Source organism: Microbulbifer aggregans (assembly GCF_020524005.1).
Classification (GTDB): Bacteria; Pseudomonadota; Gammaproteobacteria; order Pseudomonadales; family Cellvibrionaceae; genus Microbulbifer; species Microbulbifer aggregans_A.
The window spans coordinates 199,199-218,701 of sequence record NZ_JAIVKK010000001.1 but is presented as its reverse complement, the minus strand read 5'-3'; the positions used below and the strand labels follow the sequence as shown (position 1 = coordinate 218,701).

The window sequence follows — 19,503 nt, the reverse complement described above, 5'->3', positions numbered from 1 at the left end:
TAACCATGAAAGACAGTGGCAAGAAACCCAGCAAGTACGTGGCCCGGGAGCCCGATGCCAGCGGTTTTATTGAATACTCAGCACTGGAACACGAGACCTGGCAACGCCTCATTGAGCGCCAGCTGAAAGTGATTCCGGGGCGCGCGTGCGATGAGTATTTGCACGGCCTGGAATTACTTGACCTGCCCCATGACCGAATCCCGCAACTGGAAGAAATCAGCAGCGTGCTGCGCCGCGAGACCGGCTGGGAAGTCGCCCGCGTGCCTGCGCTGATCGGCTTTGAAACCTTTTTCCGCCTGCTCTCCGAACGCAAGTTTCCAGTGGCAACGTTTATTCGCAGCCCCGAGGAATTTGATTACCTGCAGGAGCCGGATATTTTCCACGAGATTTTCGGCCACTGCGCGATGCTGACCAATCCGGCCTTCGCGAACTTCACGCAAAAATACGGCGAACTGGGGCTCAAAGCCTCACCCAAAGAGCGCGCCTATCTTGCGCGGCTGTACTGGTTTACTGTGGAATTCGGCTTGCTCAATACCGCTGACGGCCTGCGAATCTATGGCGGCGGGATTCTGTCTTCCCCGAAAGAAACCTTATACGCCCTGAGCCGCGAACCGGTGCGTGCACCCTTCGAGGTTCTGGACACCCTGCGCACACCCTACCGCATTGATATCGTGCAACCGATCTACTACGTGCTGAACGATCTGGAAGAGTTGCAACAGCTCACCGAAATCGACCTGATGGCTCGAGTGCGTGAAGCGATGGCCGCCGGATTATTTGAGCCCCTGTTCCCACCAAAGGAAGCGGCCTGATAGTGATCCGTCATACCGGCGCATGCCGGTATCCAGCCCGGAACTGGATCCCGGCCAAGGCCGGGATGACGGGCGAAGCCCCCCTCCACTCAACCACCCGCCACTTCCGTGAACTGATTGCCGAGCCCGGCCGGGCAATTTTTGTACACTTCTTCCCCCGGAGAAAATTCCACTACTGAGCCGCGTGAACGGAGATTATCGTTACTCCCATGAGAAGGCTGGCAGCCAAAGGGTTCTGACAAGGTATCGCCGCAATGAACCCAACGTCGGATTTGCCGGCTGGACGAAAAAACACAGGGGTATTTTGTTGCCATTGGAGGCACTTGAGACATCAGTCAGGGATACGATCCCCCGCCTTTTTGGGAGATTTGTAGAATCATGTCCTCACTCGATGCAATTGATCGACAACTTCTTGCCATCCTGCAATCCGATGTTAGCCTCTCCATCGAAGAGCTGGCTGAGCGGGTGGGGCTGACCAAGACTCCCTGCTGGCGCCGGATTCAGAAATTGGAGAAAAGCGGCATCATTCGCCGCAAGGTCGCACTGCTGGATGCGGAAGTCCTCGGCTTGCCGGTATCGGTGTTTGTCCAGGTCAAAACCAACCAGCACAGTGCGGAATGGGCAGACTCGTTTTCCGCCGCCATGGCCGGCCTGCCGGAGGTGGTGGACTGCTACCGTATGGCTGGCGACTATGACTACATACTGAGAGTCGTGGTCAGCGATGTAGCGGCCTACGACCATTTTTACAAAAAGCTCATCGCCCATCCCGGGATCTCCGATGTCGCGTCCAATTTCGCCATGGAGCAGATCAAAAGCACCACCGAACTGCCCATACCGCCGGGAGATTGATCCCCGCCAGCTCAATTACTGACACCAGCCACTCCCCGGGTGATCCCCGGAGAGTCGGCGCCAGTACTTGAGGAAAATATGACAACAACAGTACAGCAGCCTCGATCGGCATCCCCGGGTTTCGGCGACGAAAAAACAGAACAGTTACTCGCACGCATTCGCGAAAGCGTTATCGGCGAACGCATGCCCCTGCGCACGCCATTCGGCACCCGCCCACTGGTCTATGCGGACTACACCGCATCGGGGCGCGGCCTGACCTTTATCGAAGATGCGATCCGCAACCAGGTATTGCCCTGGTATGCAAATACCCATACAGAAACCTCTGCCACAGGCCGCCAAACCACAGCCTTCCGCGAACAGGCCCGAGCCGCCATTCGCACGTCGGTCAATGCCAGTGACGAGCATGCGGTGATTTTTTGTGGCGCCGGCGCCACCGCCGCGATCAATCGGCTAGTGGAAAGCCTTGGGCTGCGCGCCGACTGCTATACGCGCTTCGGCGCCGAAGCATCAAGAATTCCCGCATCGCAACGGCCCGTAGTATTTATCGGGCCCTTTGAGCACCACTCGAATGACCTGCCCTGGCGCGAGTCCATTGCCGACGTCATCACCATTCCACAGGACGGCGAAGGCGGCGTTAACCTGGAAGCGCTGCAGGAGGCCCTGGATAAATACCGGGAGCGCCCACTCAAAATCGGCAGCTTTTCTGCAGCCTCCAATGTCACCGGCATCCGCACCGCCGTCGACGCAGTGACCCGCCTGCTACACAAGCACGGCGCCCTCTCCTTTTGGGACTACGCAGCAGCAGCGCCCTATGTGGACATCAACGTCCAGGGCGATGCCCCTGAGGCGACCAAGGATGCGGTGTTTATCTCGCCCCATAAATTTGTCGGCGGCCCCGGCACGCCCGGCCTGCTGATCGTGCGCAAGTCGCTGTTACCACGCGAACAACCCGCGGTACCCGGCGGCGGTACGGTTTCCTGGGTTGGCCCAGAGCGACACACCTACCTGCCGGCCGGCGAACGCCGCGAGGAAGCCGGCACCCCAGCGATCGTGGAGTCGGTGCGCGCCGGTATGGTATTTGCCCTGAAGGACTCTGTAGGCGCGAAGGAAATCGAAGCCCGTGAAGACGCATGGCTTGAACGCGCCTTTGCGCGCTGGGCGGGTAATCCGAATATTGAAATCCTTGGCGGTACCGAGCCTCACCGGGTCAGCATTGTCTCGTTGCACATCCTGCACGATGGCAAGCCTCTGCATTACGGTTTTGTGGTTGCACTGTTGAACGACCTGTTTGGCATCCAGGTGCGCGGCGGCTGCTCCTGCGCCGGGCCCTATGGCCACAAATTGCTCCACCTCACGGATGCGCAAAGTACTGCACTGGAAAATCTGGTGAGCGCAGGTGAAAGTATCCTGAAGCCCGGCTGGGTACGCCTGAACTTCAACTATTTCCTCGATGAGGAAACCGTTGATTACCTGATTGGTGCAATTGAGCTGATTGCCGAGGCCGGCCACCGGATACTGCCGTATTACCAGTACGATGCGGACCATGGCGTTTGGCGCTTCCAGGGCCAGCCCGGCGAACCGGTATGGAAACTGTCGCTTGACGAGGCACCGGCAGACACGCCCGAGAAGCTGGAGACACCGCTGAGCGATTTCCTGACCCAGGCACAGGCGCTGCTGCAAAACCCGCCCGGGGAGAAATGCGCACAGCCGATCCTCTCACCAGAGGGCGAAAACCTGCGCTGGTTCAATCTTTAACCAGTACACAGGCACTGCATGGGGTGGCAAACTACGGTTAACCGGGTCAATAATGGCCACAAGGTAACCCCAGCAATGATTTCTCTGCAAACAAGGATGTGCAGTGCCTGAAGCTTCCCTGTTCCAGTCGTTTTTCCTGATATTCAGTGGCGCCGCTGTCGTCGCCTCGCTCGCACTCTGGGGCCGTCAGCCTCTGCTGGTGGCCTATATCGCCCTCGGTATTCTCCTGGGTCCTTCAGCCCTTGGAATCATCGATAACGTTGAACTGATGGCTGAGATGTCGAACATCGGCATCATTTTCCTGCTGTTCCTCCTCGGTCTCGATATGCAACCCAAGGCGCTGATTTCGGTGATGCGCAAAGCGACCTTTGTGGGGCTCATCAGCTGCGGGCTGTTCCTGGGGCTGGGTTACGCCATAGGCTATTTGTTTGGCTTCACCAGTACGGAGTGCTGGGTGATCGGCATGGCAATGATGTTCTCCAGTACCATCATCGGGATCAAGCTGCTGCCAACCACGGTGCTGCACCACAAGCATCTCGGGGAAATGATGGTGGGCCTGTTGCTGTTCCAGGATTTCGTGGCCATTACCTGCCTGATGATTCTGCTGAGCGGCAGTACCGGCAGTGTGGACTTCGCCAGGCTTGGCCTTTCTTTCGCGGCATTGCCGGTTCTGATCGCTATTGCCTGGGCGGCGGTGAGATATGTACTGCAGCCACTGTTAGCCCGGTTCGATCGCTTTCACGAATATGTTTTTTTGCTGGCACTGGGCTGGTGTATGGGTTTGGCTGAACTGGCGGAGATCATGGGCCTGTCGCGGGAAATTGGTGCGTTTATCGCGGGGATCACACTGGCCACCAGCCCGATTTCCCAGTACATCGCCATCAGCCTCAAGCCCTTGCGGGATTTCTTCCTGATTCTGTTTTTCTTCAGCCTCGGCGCACAATTTCATCTGGATATGCTGCCGCAAATCGCCCTGCCCGCGATTGTGGCGGCCATTGCGGTGCTGATTTTTAAACCGGTGGTGTTCCGCTTCCTGCTGGGCCAGCAAAGCGAACGCAAGATATTGGCGTGGGATATTGGTTTTCGCCTGGGGCAAATCAGTGAATTCTCGCTGCTGATTGCCTACCTGGCGGTAAGCCAGCAGCTGATCGGCAGCGCCGCCTCACACCTCATCCAGGCCACGGCGATCCTGACCTTCCTGGTGTCGTCTTACATCGTGGTTCTGAACTTCCCCAACCCGATTGCGATCAAGGATCATTTGCGGCGGGATTAGTGCTTTGCGCCGTGCCACAAACCATTAAAGCTTCATCGGATCACCGTGGCGGTGAATCACTGGGCGGACCATTTCGGAACCGCTGTGAATACATCCCTGTACGCTCTGTCGGAAACGTCCTTGTTTCCGACAGTTCCGAAATGGTCCGCCCAGTGCTCCCCCTTCAATTTGAACTTCTATGCTTCGTTATACATTGAAGAAAAGTGAACGGCATTAAAGCGCAACATCTTGGCCGACACCGACTCCTTGCAGAGCACCACTTTCAGCGCCCGCATATTCAGACAAGCCAACCTCAGACCTCCAGCTCTCCAGTGGTTTTCCTTTTCAGCAAGCCAAACAATTCAGGAATATCCCGCGAAAACATCAAATACAGACAGGGCACCAGCAGTAGTGAAATCGTCGTTGCCGCCAGAATTCCATACCCCAGGGAAATCGCCATCGGAATCATAAATTTCGCCTGCACCGATGTTTCGAAAATCATCGGCATCAGGCCGCAAAATGTGGTCACCGTGGTCAGGATAATCGGCCGGAAACGCCGCGCCGCCGCGCGCTTGATCGCTTCGGTGATCGGCATGCCATCAGCGCGCAAGCGGTTGCCGTATTCGATCATCACCAGGGTATCGTTGATCACCACTCCCGCAAGCGCCACCATCCCCAACAGGCTCACCATACTGAGCCCGTAACCCATCACCATATGGCCGAGCAAAGCACCGATCACTCCGAATGGAATCGCTACCATCACCGTCAGCGGCTGGATGTAACTCTTCAGGGGAATGGCCAGTAGCAAATACAGAGCCGCCAGTGTCAGTGAAAATGTAAGCCCGAGCGACGAAAGCCCCTCGCGCTCTTCCGCCTGACGCCCTTCGTAGGAAATCGACAGCCCCGGATATTGCCCGCGCAACTGCGGCATCACGCTCTGGTTCAGCTCATTGATCACCAGCGCCGCCTGGTCCGCCGGCTCCACATTCGCAGTCACGGTCATTACCCGCCGCCCCTGGCGGCGGTTGATCGTGGCGTAGGCTCGCCCCTGATCCACTTTCACCAGATCCGGGAGCGGCAGCCAGAGGCCGTTGCCGGCGCGAATCATGATGCTGTTGACATCATCCAGCGTCACCCGCTCATCTTCCGGCAGCCGCACCATCACCTTGACCTGGTCGCGGCCACGTTGCTGGCGCATGGCCTCGGCGCCGTACAGCGATGCACGCAGTTGCCGCCCGATATCTTCCGCACTAAGCCCGAGGCTCTTCGCGGTATCGGTCAACGTCAGGTCCAGCTGCCGCTTGCCCTGGGAAACACCGGCATCGATATCCCCCACCGCAGGAAAGGCCTCCAGTGCGGTAGCCAGCTGCAGTGCGGCTTCTTCCAGCAGGTCGGTATCCGTATGCCGCAGCTCCACTGTCAGTGCAGGCCCGGCACCGGGACCGCCGCGGTCGCTGGCAAAACTGGAGCTGAGCGAACCCGGTACCGGCCCGACCGCCTGGCGCCAGCGCCTGACGAAATCACCGGTAGTGACCTCGCGCTGATCTCCGGGTGTCAGGTACACATCGACCTGTACCTGATCATCGCGAATCAAACCGCGCATACCCACAAAAACACCTTCACGGCCGGTTTCTTCCAGAATTTGGTCGGCTGCGCCCATGATCTGTTTGCGCGCGCGGTCTAACTGATCTTCCGACGTACCGGGAGGAAACGTCACCTGCACGCGCCCGGAATCCCGCTCGACCTTGGGCATCAGGGTAAAGCCCATACGACCGCTGCCCGCGTAACCAATCATGACAATCAGAATAGAAAGCGATACCGCAATGGTGATGTAGCGGTGGCGAACACAGGAATCCAGCAACGGCTTGAAGCGTTTTTCGACAAAACGGTCCAGGCTTCGCGCAATCATTTTCTGCCGTGCTGCAAAGCGTCTGGCGCTGCGGCTTTTATACCCGCGCTTCGAATAGGCCAGGTGCGCCGGCAGAATAAACAGCGCCTCCACCCAGGAGATGGCAAACACGGCACCCACCACAAACGGTATCACACCGAAAATTTTGCCCATAAATCCGGGCAACTCCATAAGCGGAATAAAGGCAACGATATTGGTGAGAATGGCGAACGTGAGCGGCACCGCCACTTGCCGGGCCCCAGCCACTGCAGCGTCGAAGTTGCTATAGCCTTGCTGGCGCCATTCGTGAATGTTTTCGCCGGCAATAATCGCATCGTCCACAACGATACCCAGTGCGATGATGAACGCGAACATGCTCACCATATTGATGGATATGTCCATGGCCGGCAGGAAAAGCAGCGCCCCCAGGAAGCTCGTGGGAATTCCGAGTGTCACCCAGAATGCGAGACGCAATTCGAGGAAAGCTCCGAGCACTACGAAAACCAGTAGTAACCCGAGAAAGCCGTTTTTCAGCAACAGCGCCAGACGCTCCTTGAATATCTCGGAATCGTCGTCGCGCACACTGACATGGATACCCGGTGGCAGGTTTTCACGCACAGTCGCCAACACTTCGTGAGTGGCATCGCTTACGCTCATGGGCGTCTGTTCGCCGATGCGGTATACATCGATACCGGCGGCCGGCTCTCCGTTGTAAACCATATTGCGCGGCTCATCGACCAGGGCATCGGTGATCGTGGCAATGTCCTTCAAGCGCACGGTACCACCGCCCGGACTTTGCACTACCGCGATATCACCGAATTGCCGCGCCCAGTCCCGGCGCTCAGTCACCCGCACCAGAATTTCACCAGCCTGGGACTTCACACCACCCGCGGGCACATCGACGGCGGCATTGCGCACCAGTTGCGCGACATCCGGTAATGACAGACTGTAGCGACGCAGGTCGTCGCGATGCACTTCGATGGCCACTTCAAAGTCGCGTACCCCGTAAGCTTCCAACTGGGTGATATCCGGATGGGACTCCAGCTGGTCGTGCACGTACATCACATAGGCACGCAGGGTGCGGTCATCCACATTGCCGTGCACCACCAGATCCAGCACATCGCGTTTGCGCTCGGCCAGGCTTACCCGGGGGCGCTCGATATCCGATGGAAAGGTGGTGACGCGATCAATCGCCGCCTGCACATTCTGGTAAACCTGACTGGGGTCCGCATCCTCTTCCAATTCCAGGGTCAGGCTGGCACTGCCCTCGCCCGCGCTGCCACGCAGTTCCTTGACGCCTTCCAGTCCCTGCACCGCCTGTTCGGCAGCCACCAGTACACCGCGCTCCACTTCCTCCGGGCTCGCGCCGGGATAGGAAATATTGACGGTGACCATATCCAGGCTGAACTCGGGAAAGACTTCTTTCTTGATACTCAGCGCAAACGCCAGGCCGCCGAGGATAAACACCAGCATCAGCAGATTGGCCGTCACGTGGTTGTGACTCATCCACGCAATGGCGCCGTGGCGGGTATCAACCGGGGGGCGCTTATGGCTCTGCCCCTGATTTTCCAACGTGCTCATCCGCGTTCTCCATCCATTTTGGGCGGATCAGGAAGCTCTGGCGGCTCGGCCTGCTTTGGCTGGATACGTTGTTGTTCGCCCTCGCGACCGCGCTTTGCGGGGGCCGAAAAATCAGTGTCTGACCTGCCCCGCCGACCGCCACCGGACTGAAGCTCCCCTCCCTTTTCGCCGGGGTTACGTGCGCTATGTGCCGCTCTCGCCTGATCCGTAGTACGCACCGGCATGCCTTCAGTGACACTGGTAAGGCGCGTGACGATAAGAGATTCGCCACCGTGCAACCCGCCAGCCAGTACTGCGTGGGACTCCGTGAGATGAGCGACTTTGACTGGCTGAATGTGGATTTTGCCCTGCTCCACGACCCAAACTACGTCGCCGTCCTGCAGCGCCGTCAATGGTATGCGTACCTGCTGGCCGTCAGCACGGCCAGTAATTTCCACCCGCGCCAGATCATTCAATAGCAATTTGGGTTGTGCCGGATCCGCTATACCCAGCGGATCGTCCAGTTCCACCAAGACCCGCGCCAGGCGCCCCTGCTCTTCCAGCACGGGAATCACGCGCACGAAGCGCCCCTGACGGTATTGGTTCTCCGGCCACTGGCTACCGTGTATGCGCACTTCCGCATTGGGCGAATCCAGCTGCATCAACTGCGCCGCGGGCACTTCGACTTCAACCTGAAAACGGTCAGCGCCCGCCAGCGTATACAAAACAGTGCCCGGCGCGACGCGATCACCGATATCGACGCTACGATTTACCAGCAATGCATTGAAAGGCGCAGCAAGTTTTGTCAGACGCAGGTCGCGCTGCGCCAGGCTGACCTGCGCCTCCGCTGCACCCATCCGCGCTTTTGCCGCGGCCAGCTGCGGCTCACGCAGTACCAGCGCACGGTCAGCTTCCGGAATGGAAGCACCCAGCAGTGCGTACTCTTCTTTCGCAACCTGGCGCTGGCCCTGTTCCTGCTGCAGTTCTGCGCGACGCTCGGCGAGTGTGCTACGGGCGGTTTGCAGCGCGAGCTGGTAAGGTTCCTGCTCGATCCTTAACAGCGCTTCATCTTGTTTCAGTGTGGAACCAGGACCAAGGTCGTAATTCAGCCACTCCACGCGGCCTTCAACCTGCGGCTGCAATTCCACCAGCTCCCGGGCAGTGACTTTGCCCAGGGCCTTCACCGTAAGCGGGAACCGACCGAACTCTGCCTTTTCAACATCAACAGTGACCGGTGGCGCCTTGCGTTCGCCCCGGCTCATTGTGGGCTTTTCCCGCAGAAGCCAGTTGGAAAACAGCAGCGCCAGCACGATCAGTGCTACCGGAATGACAATGCTCCAGTTGAGCTTGTTAAACATCAGGAATCCTCCGACCGGTACACTTCCAGCTCCTCCGCTACCGGCTGCGGCAGATCCTGGACCTGCAGTCCGCCAGAAAGCGCGCGATAGAGCGTCACCCGGTTTTCCAGTAATTCACGGCGTGCGGTCAATAGCTGCCGTTCTAGTGATTGTTGGTTATTGGTTGCAGAAAGTACGTTGAGAAAATCCACGGCACCGAGCCCATAAGCCCGGCGCTGCCGCACAGTAATCTGGTCGGCGAGCTGCACCCGCTCCTGCAGGTGGCCTATGCGGGCTGCTATTGCCTCCTCATTCACCAGTGCCTGCTCCACCTCGGACAACGCCTGGGTAACGGCATTGCGGAAAACCGACCAGCGCTCCTGTTCAACCGCCTGTTGCTGACGCTTTGCCGCGGACAGTGCACCACCATCAAAAATCACACCTTCGATCGCGGCACTCAGGTTCAGCAACCAGTCTTCGGCGATATCCGACAGCGAAGTACCACCGCCACTGAAAAACAGACTCAGCGACAGGCTCGGCAAGCGCTCCGCCCACGCCTGCCGAGCGAGGTAATGTCCCTGCAACAGCTCGCGCTGGGCACGTTTGACGTCCGGGCGACGCAAGAGGAGTTTCGCGGGAATGCCAGTGTCCGGAAGGGCGGGCAACGTCGGCAATGCATCGTATTGCAGGGCGACAGCCGGCAACATTTGCGGCGCTATACCGAGTAAAGCGGCAAGCTGGGCTCGCAGTATTTCGAGATTTGCGCGGCTCTGATCCAGCTCCTGGGTTGACTGTTCGACCAGTTGTCGCTGCTGCAGGACATCGGCCGCGGCACTGACACCACTGCCGAATCGCAACTCAAGCGCCCGCAGGGTTTTGCGGTTGGTGTCCAGCTGACCTTCCAAAAGACGCGCCTGCCCCCACTGCTCTTCCAACTGCATCCAGATGCCGGAAACTTCTGCGGCCAGTGTCAGCGCTGCGGTGTTCAGGTTTTCTTCCTGAGCCAACCGCCCGGCTTCAGCGGCACGCGCGCCGCTGCGCACCCGCCCCCAGAGATCGACTTCGTAAGCCGCAGCCAGGCTTCCACTCCAGCTGTTACCCTCATTCTCGGCGCCGGAAAAATCAAAGCCGTTACTGGATGCCCTGCGCTGCTCGGTATTTTCGAGTGCACCGGTAAGACGTGGCCAGAAACCACTGCGCGCCTGCTCTGCCGCAGCATCGGCTTGCTTCAGGCGCCAATAGGTCGCCTGTAAATCCGGGCTCGAGTGCAGCGCCAGCTCGACGAGATCCGCCAGCTGCGGGTCATCAAAACTCCGCCACCACTGCTCCCCGACATACGCAGAGCCTGAGCGGCTGAACGTATCGGGCAAGCCGAGGACCTGCCTGGGGAGGTCGGGTGGCAACGGTTGAGCGACGCAGGCGGTTAGCAGAATCGCACAAGCACCAGGCGTCGCCCGGCGAAATATCCTGGTAAAGCCTGCGCACATCGCAGCATGCGTGAAGCGGTCAGGAGATGGTGGAAAAAAACCCATAAAAGCGTGACTGTTTTGCACTATTTTTTTTCATTATCGAAGGATACAGGTGACCAGCAAGACGTTTTACGTTTGTTTACGCGCTGATCTGCTCGTCTCTCACAGGGCTCGTTTCAACCCGATTTATTGGCTGTGATATAGCACACAAGAAAAAGTGATCACAAACGTGCCCGTTTCGGAATAGTTCGTTATGATGGTTCATCTGGTGACGCCGCGAAACATGCCGCTGTCACCCGTGGGTACCTCGTCGCCCCGGCCAACTGCGGAGCGGTAAAGCTACCCTGTAGAGGTGCCCGGCCGCATGGCCTGCATTCATTACCTTGAGACACTGCACGGACCTGAATCATGAGTAAAAACCAGCCTTTGGCACACTGGGATGACATACTGCTGCTCGACCGCCAACTGACCGACGAAGAGCGCATGATCCGCGATAGCGCGCGGGAGTACTGCCAATCAAAACTGATGCCGCGGGTACTCGAGGCCAATCGCCATGAAATCTTTGATCGCGACATCATGCGCGAAATGGGCGAGCTCGGCTTACTCGGCTCCACTATCGACGGCTACGGCTGCGCAGGCCTCAATTATGTTTCTTACGGTCTGGTAGCACGAGAAGTAGAACGTGTCGATTCCGGCTACCGCTCTGCCATGAGCGTTCAGTCCAGCCTGGTCATGCATCCTATTTACGCCTACGGCAGCGAAGCCCAGAAAGAAAAATACCTCCCCAAGCTCGCTACCGGTGAATGGGTGGGCTGCTTCGGCCTGACCGAGCCAGATGCTGGCTCCGATCCCGGCGGCATGAAAACCCGGGCGAAAAAGGTGGACGGCGGCTACCGCATCAGCGGCGCCAAAATGTGGATTACCAACAGTCCGATCGCCGATGTATTCGTTGTGTGGGCGAAGGACGACGAGGGCGACATCCGTGGCTTCGTGCTGGAGAAAGGCATGGAGGGGCTCAGCGCCCCCAAGATCGAGGGCAAGTTCTCCCTGCGCGCGTCGATCACCGGCGAAATCGTCATGGACAATGTGTTTGTACCGGAAGACAACCGCTTCCCGGATATCAGGGGCCTCAGCGGTCCTTTCGGCTGCCTCAACCGGGCCCGCTACGGCATTTCCTGGGGCGCGATGGGCGCCGCGGAATTCTGCTGGCACGCCGCGCGCCAGTATGGCCTCGACCGCAAGCAGTTCGACCGCCCGCTGGCGCAAACCCAGCTGTTCCAGAAGAAACTTGCCGATATGCAGACCGAAATCACGCTTGGCCTTCAAGGCTCCCTGCGCGTCGGCCGCCTGATGGATGAGAACAAGGATTTCGATCCGACCATGATTTCATTGATCAAGCGCAACAACTGCGGCAAGGCGCTCGATATCGCACGGGTAGCCCGCGACATGCACGGTGGTAACGGTATTGCGGACGAATTCCACGTAATTCGCCATGTAATGAACCTGGAAGCGGTCAATACCTACGAGGGCACCCACGACGTACACGCGCTGATCCTCGGCCGGGCGCAGACCGGTTTGCAGGCGTTTTTCTAACCTTCAGTGGCATGTGCACCCGAGCTCCGGTTGCACTCATACACAGACCGGTGGCGGCGCCGCTACCGGGGACGGCCTTGCGAGACACGCCGTGAACCCATCCCTGGGGGCTCTTCCGCGACATCCTTGTCGCAGAAGGTCTCGCAAGGCCGCCCCCGGCACCGCCACCTTCGCCCGACGCTAACCTTAGCCAAATCATCGTTGAATCAATGCAGGGCTGTACCCCGACAAGGTGCAGCCCCATAATTCCCCTTTCTCTAGTCGAAAGCGCGCCCTCAACCATGGATCAACTGCTGTACTGGTGTGACCTGATCGGCATCGTCGTATTTGCCTTTACCGGTGTTCTCGCCGCGGGACACAAACAGATGGATCTGTTTGGTGCGGTTGTGCTCGCCTGTGTCACGGCCACCGGGGGCGGCACCACCCGCGATATGATCCTCAATATCCCGGTATTCTGGCTAGCAGAAAGTCACTACCTGTGGATTGCCGCCGCCACCGGCGTGATCAGCTTTTACCTGATCCGCTATCTCCAGGTACCCATGCGCCTGCTGATGATTGCGGACGCCGCCGGGCTGGCGGTGTTTGTCGTTATCGGCACGCAAAAAGTACTGGATCTGGGCCACAGCCCGGCCATCGCCATCGTGATGGGGGTAATGACCGGCACCTTCGGCGGGCTGATCCGCGACATCCTGTGCGGGGACATCCCCCTGTTGCTGCGAAGGGAGATATACGCCACCGCGGCCTTGAGTGGTGCCGCCGCTCTGGTGATACTTGACGACATTGAAGCGCTGCCCGGCGAAGCCGTGGTGGCCATTGCGGTGCTCATTACCCTGGGGATACGTCTCGCAGCGCTGCGCTGGAATCTGTCCGCGCCCATTGCTCGTATACGCCCGAACTGAATACACCGATTTAAAATTACCCTATTCGAATTCACCGGATTAAGGACACTAAGTGCGCGCCATCCGCCCTGCCCTGCAACTAATCTCCATCGTCCTGACCAGCATTACCCTGGTCTTTGCCAGTGGCTGTGAAAAAAAACAGGACACCGCAGCGACCGCAAGCCCCAACCAACTGATATCCAAGCCCTGCTGGTTTGATGTCGGTCGCGACTGGCCCACGACCCAGTGTTTCATGATGGAAGTACCCGAGGACCATTCCAAACCCGAAGGTCGCAAGATCCAGTTCCCGGTGGTCCGTTTCTTCGCCAATATCACTGATCCCGACAAAGAACCCCTGTTACATTTGGGCGCCGGCGGACCCGGAGCCAGCATGGGGCTGGAAGTGGAGAATGCGAGCGACTGGCTGTGGGTGAATTACGCCGGCATGACCGTCGAAGATGGCCGCGACCTGATTATCATCGACCCCCGCGGTACCGGTATGGCGACACCCAAGCTGTCCTGTACAGAGTTCATCAAAGACGCAGACCTCGCGTTCACCCGAAACCTCAGCACGGATGAGGAAACCAGGGTGTTTACCTACAGTATGGAGCGCTGCTACAACCGCCTGAGCCACACTGCAGACCTCGCTTACTACAACAGCCTGGCTGTTGCCAGAGACATTGAGGCGTTGCGGGAAGCACTGGGCATACCGCAACTAAACCTGTACGGGGTTTCCTACGCGAGCCGCTACGCGCTGACCTTCGCGCGGGAGTTCCCACAATCAGTACGCGCCATGGTGCTTAACAGTGCCGTTTTCCCCAATATCATCTATGCCCAGCAGCTGCCGGACGACGTGATTGCCGCATTCAAACGCGGGCTCGATTACTGTGACAAGGACGCTGACTGTCAGAAGCTATTTCCTGATTTGCACCAGCGTCTGGAAGTACTGGTACAAAAACTGGACGAAGAACCACTTACCGTAGAAACCGGCAACATCCACCCGGGCCAGCAGTACCCTTTCGTACTCAGCGGGCAGCGTCTGTTACGGGTCTTGTTCCAGGCGCTGTACAACGAAAATTTCTATCGGGAGTTACCGCCGATCATCGAGCAGCTTGAGTCTGGCGATGCCACCCTGCTCAAGCCCGCCATCGTGAGCTTTATGGGGCTGGTTCTGGACCCCAACTTTGGCGATGCCGCTGGTATCAGCCACTTCTGTTATGAAGAAGCGCCTTTTGTCGATTTCGACAAGACCCGTGAGTCCGCGGCCAAGAGCGGCATCCTCGGCGGATCGGTTCGTTCTGACATCGAGATGATGCAGCTTCAGTGTCGCATCTGGGCCATTCCGTCAGCGCCGGTGCTGGAATCCCGCGCCATTAAAACGCCGGCCCCCACACTGGTGATGCATGGCGGCCTGGACCCGGTTTTGTCGGCGAAAGACGCCGACAAGGCACGTCGCAAGTTGCCCAACCACCAGTGGCTGTTGTTCCCCAAGCTTGCACATGACGTCATTTCAGCCAGCGACTGCGCCGAGCTCGCCGCCGCCAACTTCCTCGACAACCCACAACAGCCCGTGGTGGAAAGTGCCAATGAATGTCGCCAGCAGGAGCTCGCACAACAGCGCGAGCTGGAGCAGAAAATTGCCGAGCTGGAACACCAACAGACAGCGGAAAAGGATCAGCAGGAAGAAACACAACCCGAGGAACACCGACTGCGGGAAGCGCCCCCTGCCAGTCGCTATTCGGAAGCCCGCTGAGAGAAAGTCATTGAGAGGTTCGGGCAAGATTTTCGGTGAGAATTTAGCCGGGTTGCCGAGGAATTCTGCAACCCGATTCGCTGGCAAAAAGTTTCACCTTCAGAGGCTGGACAAAACCATTTTGGCGGCTTAACGTGCTGTTCATAACGACTATAAAAAGAAGTTGCTATGAACTTTCAGGGCATCATCGAAGTCTCCGAACTCGCGGAGCACACTGGTAACCCAGCACTGGTAATTCTCGATTGCCGGTACAATCTCGCGGAGCATGAAGCCGGCGAACAGGCGTTCCTGGAAAATCATATTCCCGGAGCCCGCTACGCCAGCCTGCATCGCGACCTCGCAGGTCCATGCGCACGCCTGGGCGGGCGTCATCCACTCCCTTCCGCCACACAATTTGCCGAATTTGCCCGCTCTGCCGGCATCAGCGCCGATAGTCAGGTTGTGGTATATGACGACCAGCGCTTCGCGTTTGCCGCCCGGGCCTGGTGGCTACTACGCCATTTCGGGCACGAACGGGTGGCCATTTTGAACGGCGGCTTCAGCGCCTGGAAAGAAGCCGGTATGCCGCAGGAAAGCGGACCGGCAAAGCAAGGAGCTGTGGGAGATTTCAATGCCTGCGCGAGAACCGACGAACTGCTGAATCACGACGACATCTACCCGCACCTGGGTAATCCACCGTGGCAACTGGTCGATGCACGGGATCCGAAAAGGTTCCTCGGGCATGAAGAGCCTCTCGATCCGATCGCTGGGCATATCCCCACTGCAGTCAATATGCCCTGGCAGGCGGTAACAGATGAACGGGGTTACCTGCGCTCGGATGCGGAGCTCCGCGAGCACTGGCAGAACATCCCCGCCGATGATGACATCGTCTGCTATTGCGGGTCTGGAGTCACTGCGTGTGTCAATCTCTTCTCGCTGGCACAAGTGGGCCGCAGTGCGCATCTATATCCCGGCAGCTGGAGCGACTGGTGCGCCCGAATACTTCACCCGCGCAAAGCATCCGAGCAAACCTGACCACATCACCCACTTAACCCAACGAGTTAACGCAGCAGGCAAGCCCCGGTACCCGCAAGTCCGCAGTAACCATCGGGGTTCTTGGCCAAATACTGCTGGTGATCCTCTTCCGCGTAATAGAAGGTCGGTGCGGGCGCGATTTCAGTGGTAATTGCGCCCATCCCCTTATCCGCCAGGGCCTGCTGGAAGCTTGCTTCTGTCGCCTTCGCTTCCGCCACCTGCTCTTCGCCGTAGCAGTAGATACAGGAGCGGTATTGGGTACCCAGATCATTGCCCTGACGCATCCCCTGGGTCGGATCATGCTCTTCCCAGAAACGTCGCAGCAATTCGCCATAACTGACCTTGGCCGGGTCAAAAACCACCAGCACGACTTCCGCATGGCCAGTACCACCGGTGCAAACCTCGCGGTAGTTCGGATTGGGGGTAATGCCACCGGCATAGCCCACCGCGGTGCTGTACACACCGTCAATCTCCCAGAACAGTCGTTCCGCGCCCCAGAAGCATCCCATGCCGAATATGGCCTGCTCCATCCCTGCAGGGAAAGGCGCCACCATGGTATGGCCACTGACAAAATGCTGACCGCTTACCGGCATCGGCTCTGGGCGTCCCGACAAGGCCTGGTCTGCAGCTGGGAGCTGGGATTTATCAAATTGCATAGGGGAATACCTCAAATATTGCCAAGCGGCTGCCAGTGATTACGACGGTTCTACCCGCATGATGCAGCCGGCTGCCTTCAGGGGGCGCTGAGTCTGCCACTCCCGATAATCGGCGTCGAGCTTTTCCTGCGCGCGCTCGGCGAGCCGGCGGAACGGCGGGCGCCCGGGGTCTACCAACAGTACTCGTCCTACCCCGGCCCGCATGGCCCGACGGGTGAGATTGTAGAGTGGGCTTTCAAGCTTGTCCCAGAAACAGATATCTGTTCCGATCACGGCGTCGAAACCCGCCAGGTCCTGCTCTGTAACCCGTTCATAACGGCATCGCCAGGTTTGGATTTCGACATCGTTGAGCTCTGCATGGTATTCGGCGAAAGGGAATACGCTGGGATCTGCGTCCAACGAAGTCACTTTGGCGTCAAACTGCTTTGCACAAAAAATGCCACCGAGCCCCCAGCCACACCCCAGATCCAATACCCGTGCAGCGGGCGGCAATGGGTGCTTTTTCAGGTAATCCATGGTGAGACAGGAACTTTTCCAGAACTTGTTCCCGTGCAGGCTTGCATCCCCTGCTTCGCGCCGGAGTTTGCGCATATCGGGATGAGCATTTTTACGAATTGTCAGGCCAAACATCGTACGACTGAGTGAACCGGCATCTGCCAAAGCTGAAACCTCCATTCAGTGATTAACAGGAACATCAATGATTGCAGTGTATCCGTCAAAAACAGCACAAATACTGCCAATTCTTTGAAGTGTACCGCTTCTCCATAGTGACTTCAGCCAACTGGACTACTTTTGCTCTTGAGGTGCAGTGTCAGCGGGCATCAGCCCACTGCATTACCGATCGAGAAGAGTGGCGATGAACTCAAAAATCCTAAAAGCATTAGTACCCTTACCCTGCCTAGCCGCAACTGCCGTTCAGGCGCTTCCCATCTATCAATCCAATGAGGTCACCCTCTATATGGAGGGCTATTTCACCGCGCACATGGTCAATACCATGGGCGCCACCCAAATGCAGAACGGCGCCTCACGTATCCGTATCGGCCTCAATGTCCCCGCGTACGATAAATGGGACACCGGGTTCAATCTGGAATGGGGTATCAACGCCATATCGTCCGCACAAAACCTGATTATTCAGGGTGACCAGCAGGCGGCACCGGGCGATCGGGGCGAATCACTTTATTTAAGGCAGGGCCATGCGTTTGCCAAACACCCCAAATGGGGTGACTTCGTAATAGGTAAGCAATGGAGTGTCTATTACGACGTTACCTATATCACGGACTGGTACAACGTATCCGGCGGCCTTGCCAGCGGTACTTACGCGCTGGGGACCGACGGCGGTGTTTCCGGGACCGGCCGTGCGGACAGCGCCATTACCTGGCGTAAAGCCTGGAAGTTTGACGCCGGCGAATTCCAGGTAGGCCTCCAGTATGCCAACCACGTAGCCGATCTGAATATTTCTGTAGAGGATGTCGCCGGCCCCAATACCCTACTCGTATGTCCACCCGGGGATTGTGAATACGGTCAAAGCCAGGGCTTTTCTGCAGTGTATCGCGCCAACATTGGCAAGGGCTTATTCCTGGGGGTGTCCTACAACCGCGTACAAATGGATATCGCCAGTAACAACGGCATTGTCCTCAACACGGCCCTGAATGGCGAACCGTTAGTGATCTCCAACGACTTTGTATTTGATGCAGACAGCAACGACTGGACTGCCGCTTTCGGTGTGTATTACGGCGAGGGCGCCTACGAAAAAGGCTGGTACGCCGCCCTGGTCCTGGATCGGTCGCAGAACAATGAATTGGCCCCGGCGGGCTCCGTGGAGGGAATAACCAACTTCTTCGACGCCAAAGGGTCGGAGTCATTTATCAGCTACACCTGGGGCGCCAATAACTGTTACTCGATTTATGGCGGCCACAACCTGCTGAGATCGGACGACAACGAGTTTGATCGCGCATTGATCCGGGAAAATGAATTCCGCCTAAAGCAGATCTACCTCGGGGCCCAGTACCGGTGGAATGATCGCGTGAAACTCTATTTCGAAAATGCCTTCGACAGCAGTAACGACGTCGCCGCACCTGTAGTCGGCAATTTCACCGCCGTCGGCTTTCGTGTCGACATCTGATACGCTTGCGGCCTGAGATATTTTCCCGGTTGAGAGGAAGCGCACTTGGGTCGCCTTATTCTGCTGGTTGCGGTCGGTATATTTGCCTGGCTGGCACTGCAAAAATTCAAATCCACCCCACCGACTCAGCGTCGAAAACTGATTCTGCAGTGGACACTGATCGCTCTGGCACTGGCCGCTGTAGTTCTGGCCATCAGCGGCCGACTGCACTGGGTGGGCGCAGCAATTGCCGTGGTACTGCCACTTCTCAACCGGGCCTGGCGCCTGTTCGGCCATCACCTTCCCTGGATTGCTCCCCTTATAGCCAAGCGCGCGCAGGCCAGGCAGCAGAAGCAGCAATCCGGACAGCAGGAAAGCAAACGGCAAACACCGCCCCACCAACCACACCTGACTGTGGAGGAAGCCCGGCAGATTTTGAGCGTATCGGCCAATGCCAGCCGCGACGAGATCATCGGTGCACATCGCAAGCTGATCCAGAAGTTTCACCCGGACCGCGGCGGCAATGATTACCTGGCTTCGCGTATCAACGCGGCAAAAGAACTGCTTTTGAAACGGCTTTCAGATTAAG

At 58.0% G+C, this 19,503-nt stretch carries 15 protein-coding genes; 10 read left to right on the top strand and 5 right to left on the bottom strand.

Going from position 1 to position 19,503, the window contains the following annotated elements:
• Positions 1-5 precede the first annotated feature (5 nt).
• The 4 genes from phhA to LC093_RS00990 all read left to right on the top strand — a co-directional run bounded on the left by phhA (position 6) and on the right by LC093_RS00990 (position 4,686).
• A complete protein-coding gene (phhA, locus tag LC093_RS01005) occupies positions 6-809 on the top strand; it encodes a phenylalanine 4-monooxygenase (RefSeq protein WP_226661093.1) in 804 nt (267 codons plus the stop codon).
• A gap of 378 nt (positions 810-1,187) precedes the next feature.
• Positions 1,188-1,658, top strand: coding sequence for an Lrp/AsnC family transcriptional regulator (locus LC093_RS01000; RefSeq protein WP_226661091.1), 471 nt, complete (start codon positions 1,188-1,190; stop codon positions 1,656-1,658).
• 78 nt (positions 1,659-1,736) lie between these two features.
• Entirely contained in the window at positions 1,737-3,413 is a 1,677-nt protein-coding gene (locus LC093_RS00995) for an aminotransferase class V-fold PLP-dependent enzyme (protein WP_226661089.1), read from the top strand.
• A gap of 103 nt (positions 3,414-3,516) precedes the next feature.
• Positions 3,517-4,686: a cation:proton antiporter gene (locus LC093_RS00990; RefSeq protein ID WP_226661087.1), complete on the top strand. Its 1,170-nt coding sequence runs from the start codon at positions 3,517-3,519 to the stop codon at positions 4,684-4,686.
• Positions 4,687-4,978: 292 nt separating this feature from the next.
• Here the strand turns inward: LC093_RS00990 and LC093_RS00985 are convergent, their stop codons facing one another.
• From LC093_RS00985 to LC093_RS00975, 3 genes are read right to left on the bottom strand one after another with little or no spacing between them, the layout of a single operon-like run.
• Positions 4,979-8,134, bottom strand: coding sequence for an efflux RND transporter permease subunit (locus LC093_RS00985; protein WP_226661085.1), 3,156 nt, complete (start codon positions 8,132-8,134; stop codon positions 4,979-4,981).
• Positions 8,131-9,471, bottom strand: a complete 1,341-nt coding sequence (locus LC093_RS00980) for an efflux RND transporter periplasmic adaptor subunit (protein WP_226661084.1) — start codon at positions 9,469-9,471, stop codon at positions 8,131-8,133. The genes LC093_RS00985 and LC093_RS00980 overlap by 4 nt, the downstream gene beginning before the upstream one ends.
• A complete protein-coding gene (locus LC093_RS00975; protein WP_226662398.1) occupies positions 9,471-10,937 on the bottom strand; it encodes an efflux transporter outer membrane subunit in 1,467 nt (488 codons plus the stop codon). Before LC093_RS00975 ends, LC093_RS00980 begins: the two co-directional genes overlap by 1 nt.
• A 390-nt stretch (positions 10,938-11,327) precedes the next feature.
• Here LC093_RS00975 and LC093_RS00970 point away from each other — a divergent pair, with 390 nt between their 5' ends.
• The 4 genes from LC093_RS00970 (at position 11,328) to LC093_RS00955 (ending at position 16,157) form a co-directional block, all read left to right on the top strand.
• Complete coding sequence (locus LC093_RS00970; protein ID WP_226661082.1) at positions 11,328-12,512, top strand: acyl-CoA dehydrogenase; 1,185 nt, start codon at positions 11,328-11,330, stop codon at positions 12,510-12,512.
• A gap of 281 nt (positions 12,513-12,793) precedes the next feature.
• Positions 12,794-13,411 carry a trimeric intracellular cation channel family protein gene (locus LC093_RS00965; protein ID WP_226661080.1) on the top strand — a complete coding sequence of 206 codons (618 nt, stop codon included), beginning with the start codon at positions 12,794-12,796 and terminating at the stop codon, positions 13,409-13,411.
• Positions 13,412-13,463: 52 nt separating this feature from the next.
• The gene (locus LC093_RS00960; RefSeq protein ID WP_226661079.1) at positions 13,464-15,143 is read left to right on the top strand and encodes an alpha/beta fold hydrolase; all 1,680 of its coding nucleotides are present in this window, start codon (positions 13,464-13,466) and stop codon (positions 15,141-15,143) included.
• 168 nt (positions 15,144-15,311) lie between these two features.
• Complete coding sequence (locus LC093_RS00955; protein WP_226661077.1) at positions 15,312-16,157, top strand: sulfurtransferase; 846 nt, start codon at positions 15,312-15,314, stop codon at positions 16,155-16,157.
• A gap of 26 nt (positions 16,158-16,183) precedes the next feature.
• On the opposite strand, the gene msrA is transcribed toward LC093_RS00955, so the two are convergent.
• Together msrA and LC093_RS00945 are read right to left on the bottom strand one after the other, a co-directional pair.
• Positions 16,184-16,813, bottom strand: a complete 630-nt coding sequence (msrA, locus tag LC093_RS00950) for a peptide-methionine (S)-S-oxide reductase MsrA (protein ID WP_226661076.1) — start codon at positions 16,811-16,813, stop codon at positions 16,184-16,186.
• Between the two features lie 39 nt (positions 16,814-16,852).
• Entirely contained in the window at positions 16,853-17,473 is a 621-nt protein-coding gene (locus tag LC093_RS00945; protein ID WP_226661074.1) for a class I SAM-dependent methyltransferase, read from the bottom strand.
• A 196-nt stretch (positions 17,474-17,669) separates the two neighbouring features.
• Here LC093_RS00945 and LC093_RS00940 point away from each other — a divergent pair, with 196 nt between their 5' ends.
• Both LC093_RS00940 and LC093_RS00935 read left to right on the top strand, forming a co-directional pair.
• Complete coding sequence (locus tag LC093_RS00940; RefSeq protein WP_226661073.1) at positions 17,670-18,935, top strand: porin; 1,266 nt, start codon at positions 17,670-17,672, stop codon at positions 18,933-18,935.
• Positions 18,936-18,980: 45 nt separating this feature from the next.
• The gene (locus tag LC093_RS00935; RefSeq protein ID WP_226661071.1) at positions 18,981-19,502 is read left to right on the top strand and encodes a DnaJ domain-containing protein; all 522 of its coding nucleotides are present in this window, start codon (positions 18,981-18,983) and stop codon (positions 19,500-19,502) included.
• Position 19,503: the final 1 nt, after the last annotated feature.